6 protein-coding genes are annotated in these 6,039 nt (G+C 31.7%); all 6 read left to right on the top strand.

Annotation, left to right across the window (positions count from 1 at the left end; translation table 11 throughout):
- The first annotated feature begins 107 nt into the window (after positions 1–107).
- Genes cas6 through AA81_RS12050 form a run of 6 tightly spaced genes read left to right on the top strand, consistent with a single transcriptional unit; the run spans position 108 to position 5,881 of the window.
- Positions 108–854, top strand: a complete 747-nt coding sequence (cas6, locus tag AA81_RS12075; RefSeq protein ID WP_103899166.1) for a CRISPR-associated endoribonuclease Cas6 — start codon at positions 108–110, stop codon at positions 852–854.
- 21 nt (positions 855–875) lie between these two features.
- Positions 876–2,360, top strand: coding sequence for a TM1802 family CRISPR-associated protein (locus AA81_RS12070; RefSeq protein WP_103899165.1), 1,485 nt, complete (start codon positions 876–878; stop codon positions 2,358–2,360).
- Positions 2,357–2,842: a TM1802 family CRISPR-associated protein gene (locus AA81_RS14730; protein WP_103899164.1), complete on the top strand. Its 486-nt coding sequence runs from the start codon at positions 2,357–2,359 to the stop codon at positions 2,840–2,842. The genes AA81_RS12070 and AA81_RS14730 overlap by 4 nt, the downstream gene beginning before the upstream one ends.
- On the top strand, positions 2,835–3,743 hold the full coding sequence (gene cas7b, locus AA81_RS12060; protein WP_103899163.1) for a type I-B CRISPR-associated protein Cas7/Csh2: 909 nt from the start codon (positions 2,835–2,837) through the stop codon (positions 3,741–3,743). The genes AA81_RS14730 and cas7b overlap by 8 nt, the downstream gene beginning before the upstream one ends.
- Positions 3,744–3,747: 4 nt before the next feature.
- A complete protein-coding gene (gene cas5b / locus AA81_RS12055; protein WP_103899162.1) occupies positions 3,748–4,476 on the top strand; it encodes a type I-B CRISPR-associated protein Cas5b in 729 nt (242 codons plus the stop codon).
- Positions 4,421–5,881: a CRISPR-associated endonuclease Cas3'' gene (locus AA81_RS12050; RefSeq protein WP_103899161.1), complete on the top strand. Its 1,461-nt coding sequence runs from the start codon at positions 4,421–4,423 to the stop codon at positions 5,879–5,881. The genes cas5b and AA81_RS12050 overlap by 56 nt, the downstream gene beginning before the upstream one ends.
- Positions 5,882–6,039 lie beyond the last annotated feature (158 nt).

Raw genomic sequence — 6,039 nt, 5'->3', positions numbered from 1 at the left:
CCATATTTGACAAGGAGCCATACTTTCTTGCTTTTTTTATTATTGTATGATAAAATATATTACAGAAAAGATTCTAATTTTTAATTTAAAATATCGGGAGAATTGAAATGAGATTAAACATTCAATTTTCTTTAAATAGTTTAATACTTCCATTAAATTACAATCATATCATTCAGGCTTTCATTCTTGATCTAATAGATGACGCCGAATATAGAAACTTCGTTCATAACGAGGGTTTTAGTTATAAGAAAAGAAAGTACAAATTGTTTTCTTTTTCAAGACTAAATGGAAAATTTAGCTTAAATCAAAAGGATAAAACAATAGAGTTTTCTGATAATGTTTCTTTGAAAATTTCCTCTCACGATAAGAATTTAATTCAGTATTGTGCAGACTCGCTTTTATTTAAAGACGATTTTGAACTATTAGGCCAAAAGATTCATGTAGAGAAGTTAGAGTATGATGATTTGGAAATAAAAAACGATAAAATAAAAGTAAAAACTTTATCCCCAATTACTGTTTATTCTACGATGGAACAAAATTCTTCAAAAAAGACAGTCTACTTTTCCCCCAACGACGATAACTTTTCAAAATTAATAAGAGAAAACTTAATAAAAAAGTATCTTGCCTACTATGATTCATATCTTCCAAAAGAAATAAGTAATGATGAATTCGTTATAAAAGAGGCTAATCAAAAAAGATCTAAAATGATCATAACAAAGTATAAAAATTTTATTATTAAAGGCTGGCATGGAGTATTTGAAATCCAAGGGAATCCTACTTTGTTGAAAATTGGTTATGACTCTGGTTTTGGAGCGAAAAACTCCCAAGGATTTGGATTAGTCGAAGTTATATGATTATGGATAGAGGGTGATAATATGGGTTTTATCGATGCCGTTTACACTGTTGGGAAAGAGTTTTCATCAAAAACTTATGAAATAACAGATTATCTAACCATACCCGTAAGAATAGATGGATCAAAAGAAATAAGAATTTATTTAAAAGTATCAAATTACAATGCTTTAAAATTGCAAAGTGAAGAAGAAAATACGATTATACCCCTAAAAATTGAGGGTGTTTCAAAAATTGATGAAGTAGATTTTTTTGCCGGTAACAAAGATGAACAATATAAAAAACTTAGGTATTTGTACAAAGAACCTCCAGGCAGTAATACTACGTGGCGTTATTCTCCTGTTTTGAGGTTATCAAAGCCAAAAAATAATAAAGAAAAGAATCGTGATGCCTTCTTAACTGGTTCTAAATCGTATATAAGCAAAATTGAAAAAATGATTCAAGATTTCGAAGATTTAGGATTTTTTGAAAAAGGTTCTGTTCAAAAAACAATCAATGACTTATCTAATAATGATTTTGTCGACCGGTTCTTAGAGTGTTACAGTGATCCAAAGGCTTCGTATTTAATTGTTTTTGGCGTTGAAGATGATGGAGGATTTCTTTATCCTGGAGAAGTTAAGCTGTTTCAACAATATTTTTTAAAGAAGTTAAACGACGAACTGATTAAGAAAAATGTTTCAAAAAAAGGTGGAATTTGTGATTATTGTGGTAAGGAAAGCGATATTTTACTTAATTTCGATATGATTTTTCCTTTTGCTACTTTTGATAAGGTGAATTTCCTTCCTGCCATAAATAAAAATTTTTCTAACAAGGTTTACAAATATTGTAAAGAGTGCTTTAAGACTTTCTCTAATGCCAAAACTTACATAGATTATAATTTTGTAGATCAATCCATTATAAATAATATCCAGATCTGGATAATACCTGAGTTCTTTACAACCGATACAAACTTCCTGGATGATGCTTTCAATGATTTAAAGAATTATTTTTGGAGCGATCAGTATACAAAAGAAAAAGATCTTTTGGATTATATCACAGATCCTGATTATGATGTAGATAAACCGTACACCGCTGTTTTCCATTTTCTTTTTCTTGAACAAAATCAAGCACAACTTGTAATACATCAAATGATCGAAGATGTGCCATTAACAAGGATACAAAAATTACAAAAAGTTTGGGAAGAGACGATAAATCTCTTTTCCCAAAAGAAAAATAAAGATACCCAACTTTCTTCTGCCTTTAAACATATATATCGAACCCTTCATCATTTAGTTTTGAAAGAAGACTCTGAAGAAAAAGTTATGAGAATGCTGGCAATGGAAATTATGGGAAAAATTTTAAGTGGAGAAAGAGTTGAAACCAAAACTATAAAACAAAATTTTGTTGCAAGAATTCCTAAATTGATGAACGATAAGGCCCAAAATAATTATTTTTACCATACTTTGAATGACTTTTTGTTGATGATTGAATTTTTGAACAACTACAATAAAACCTGGGGGTATTCATTATGAAAAGACATTTGGAATTCCTAGATAAGTTTTCTGATAAATTTTTGCAGAGCGACTTTGGAAAAGGAACACTTTTGTCTGGAGTAGTTTTGGGGTTTGTGGCGTATAATCAAACAAAGGGGGAAAAAGGAGAAAGTGGTTATTCAAACGCAAAAATTCAAGATTCTCCATTGTACAAGCAGTTAAATTTTGGAAGATTAAGTTTAAGAGATATAAAAAAACATCTATCAAGATTACCAGAACTTATAAAAGCGTACAAGATCGAACCTTCTTTCCTTATTGAAGATTTAGCTGGTTATTCCCAAGAACTATTACTGAATTCTAAGGGAAAGGATTTAGGGATCGATGGAAATTTTGCTTTTGTAACAGGTTTCATGAACTGGAGAAATTACTTCTGGGAAATATACAAAGATTACACAAAAGAGAAAGAAGTAGTAGAATTAGAAATAGAAAAAACGGACAAGGGGGAAGACCAAGATGTTTAACGGCAGAAAAGAACTTCTGTTTTTATACTCTGTAAAAGATGCGAATCCAAACGGTGATCCATTGAATGCAAATCATCCAAGATACGATGAAGAAACAGGGCAAGTTTTGGTATCTGACGTTAGAATTAAAAGAACTATCAGAGACGAATTAATGAGAATGGGAGAAGATGTTTTCATTGATGGAGAACCAAAAACTTTAAAAGAAAGATTCGAAGAGCTCAAAACAAAATTGTCTACCACAAAAGGAGATGAAACTCTAAAGAAATGTATCGATACAAGACTTTTCGGTGTAACATTCGCATTGGGTAAGGAAAGTTTTGCATGGACTGGACCTGTCCAATTTAAATGGGGAAGATCTTTACACAAAGCAAAAGTTGAATTTGTACAAGGAACCGGCGCCTTTGTCACTAAAGAAGGTGGAGAACAGAGAACTATAAGAAATGAATATATAGTTCCTTTTGCATTGATTGGAACCTATGCAATTGGAAATCAATATGCATCTGAAAGGACACAAGCAACAGACGAGGATTTCAACAAACTTACACAAGCTGTTTGGAATGGAACCAACAATTTAATCACAAGGAGTAAAACTGAGCATAGATCTCGCTTTTTGATGGAGATTGTGTACCAGCCTAATTTCAATGGATTAATTGGTTCTTTGGATGAAAGAATAAAATTAACCAAAAGAGATAATTCTTTGTTAGATGACGATGAACAATTGGCAATCAGAAATATTCAAGACATTGCTCTCAATTTGAAGGAAATATGTGATAAGGTTTCTTTACTCAAAGATAATATAGAAAAGATAATAATTATCAAGGATCCTGACTTGGAAGTACAATATATTGATGATCTAAAAAGTATTTTGGGAGAAGATAAAGTAGCTATGGAATTGAGGTGATACAATGGCCCTTGTTTTTGATATTACGGGGGAGTATGCTATGTTTCGCAAATTTTATACAACCACTTCTTCCGCATCTTATCCCTTCCCACCACCAACAGCTGTTGGAGGATTGATTGCGGCTATAATTGGAGTAGAGAACAAATCGGAAAATAAAGCTCATTTGGCTTCTTATTGGGAATCATTGTATGGAAACAGAATCGCCATTTCAATACTGTCTCCCACTCAATGGTTCACCACCAGTATAAACTTGTGGAATAATAAAGACCCAAAAAAGGGTATTCACAATATTATAAAACATCAATTTGTAAAAAGACCAAAATATCGAATTTATGTAGAAGGTCCTATAGAAGAAAGATTAAAACCTTTTCTTGAAGAAGGTCGTTTTGTTTTTACACCATATCTTGGTACCGCATATTCATTTGCAAATATTCATTACATAGGATCTTTCAACCCGCTAAAGATCGAAGACGATGAGGCAAGAATAAAAAGTATCATACCTGCAGATATTAAGCCCAAAATTAATCTGAAAAAAACTCATGGAATCTTTAAAGACATTGTCCCTCTACAAATGGACACAGAAAGAGGCCTTACTAAAAGCTTGTCAGTTTTTTACCCAGCCAATATCGATACGGGAATTTTTGTTGATAATCCTGAAGAGATAGGGGGAGTCTTAGTTGGAAACGACGAAATTGTTTGGCTTCCTGAATGGTCAAGAAAGCCATCCGGGTAAACTTCTTAAAGATCATTTAAAAGGAGTATTTGAAAAATCCAAAGAGATATCAAATTTTCATGGATACAACATGTTAGTTGAATCACTAAAATATATCTGTCTAACGCATGATGTAGCTAAATCTCACCTTAAATTTCAAAAATATTTAAAGACAAAAAAAGGTCATTATCCGCACTCTGAGCCTTCATCTTACTTAACTTTTATGCTTACAAAAGATATCTTTCATGCTGAGATTGTTAGAAGACATCATTCATACCAGGTAAATTTTGAAGATATAATGTCTTTTTGGAGAAATTTAAATTATCAAGACGTGATAAAAGCATTAGAAGAATTCCTTGATCTAACCAAAATTGAATATCTAACAGAAAAAGAATGGAAAAGATTAATATTTCAATCTTGGCATTCAAAGTATCTTTTAAATAAGACGGTTAAGGCTGAAGATTTATGGTTTAATACGAGAATCGAGAATTCAATTTTTATAACATCTGATAGGCTAGATGCGTTAAATGTTGATAGGATCAATTTTGATAAAATTTCTTATCAACAAGATAGGTTCGACAAATTTCTTGAATCACTTCCAAAGAACCATTTAAGCGATTGGAAAAATGAAATTCGAGAAAGTACATTATCAAACGTTGATACAATTTCAGAACCAGGTATCTATACCATAACGCTCCCTACTGGAGCAGGAAAAACTATAACAGGATTGCAAGCATCGATGAAGTTAGCAAATAAACTTTCTCTTAAAACAATTATTTATGTATTGCCGTTCATAAGTATTGTTGATCAAAATTCCGAAGTTGCAAAGAACATATACGACAAAGTGCAAGAAGACCATCATTTGGTAAGTGCATCAAAGGAAAAAGAAGATTTAGATAATTTAGAAAGGTTTATACTTTCTTTTAGATACTTCAAAGAACCACTCATTGTTACAACCCTCGCAAAGTTTTGGGAAGTGCTTTATTCTCCTAATGCCAACGATTCTATGAGTTTTCATAGGTTAAAAGATGCGGTAGTTATTTTGGATGAACCTCAGTCGATCCCTCCAGAATATTGGCAAGGATTTGGGGAAACCTTGTCTTTTCTTTCAAAAAAGATGGGAACTTTTTTCATTTTAATGACCGCTACACAACCTAAAATAGAAGAAGGTAAAGAGTTAGCCCCCAAGAGTTCTTTCCCAGAAAACAGACACTCTTACCACATAATTAATAAAAAAATATTTCTTTCAGAAATTAAACAATTTTTAGAAGAGAGATCTGACAACTCCTCTCTAATTATTCTTAACACAAAAAAAGAAGCGCTAAAAGCTTTTATCTTACTCCGAGAACATTTGAAAAATAACCTTTTCTTTCTTTCAACTTGGGTAATTCCTAAAGAAAGGCGGCTCCTTGTCAAATATGGTTGATAGAATAGACTTAAGATATGATGAAAAATGTATTACAGAGATTTTTTGTTGAGTAATTTCAGCTCAGAAAGGATAACTGTTTACAATATGTTGTTCCTTCTGTGATGAAATTTGGTAGTTTTATGAATCTTTCTGGCATCACTCCTAATAGAACTTTT

The sequence above is a fragment of the Petrotoga halophila DSM 16923 genome (assembly GCF_002924615.1).
This window is presented reverse-complemented; position numbering and strand designations above follow the sequence as displayed.

Excerpts from the sequence above, each read along its gene's own strand:
- cas6 (WP_103899166.1), top strand. The coding sequence starts at position 108 with ATGAGATTAAACATTCAATTTTCTTTAAATAGTTTAATACTTCCATTA.
- AA81_RS12070 (WP_103899165.1), top strand. The coding sequence starts at position 876 with ATGGGTTTTATCGATGCCGTTTACACTGTTGGGAAAGAGTTTTCATCA.
- AA81_RS14730 (WP_103899164.1), top strand. The coding sequence starts at position 2,357 with ATGAAAAGACATTTGGAATTCCTAGATAAGTTTTCTGATAAATTTTTG.
- cas7b (WP_103899163.1), top strand. The coding sequence starts at position 2,835 with ATGTTTAACGGCAGAAAAGAACTTCTGTTTTTATACTCTGTAAAAGAT.
- cas5b (WP_103899162.1), top strand. The coding sequence starts at position 3,748 with ATGGCCCTTGTTTTTGATATTACGGGGGAGTATGCTATGTTTCGCAAA.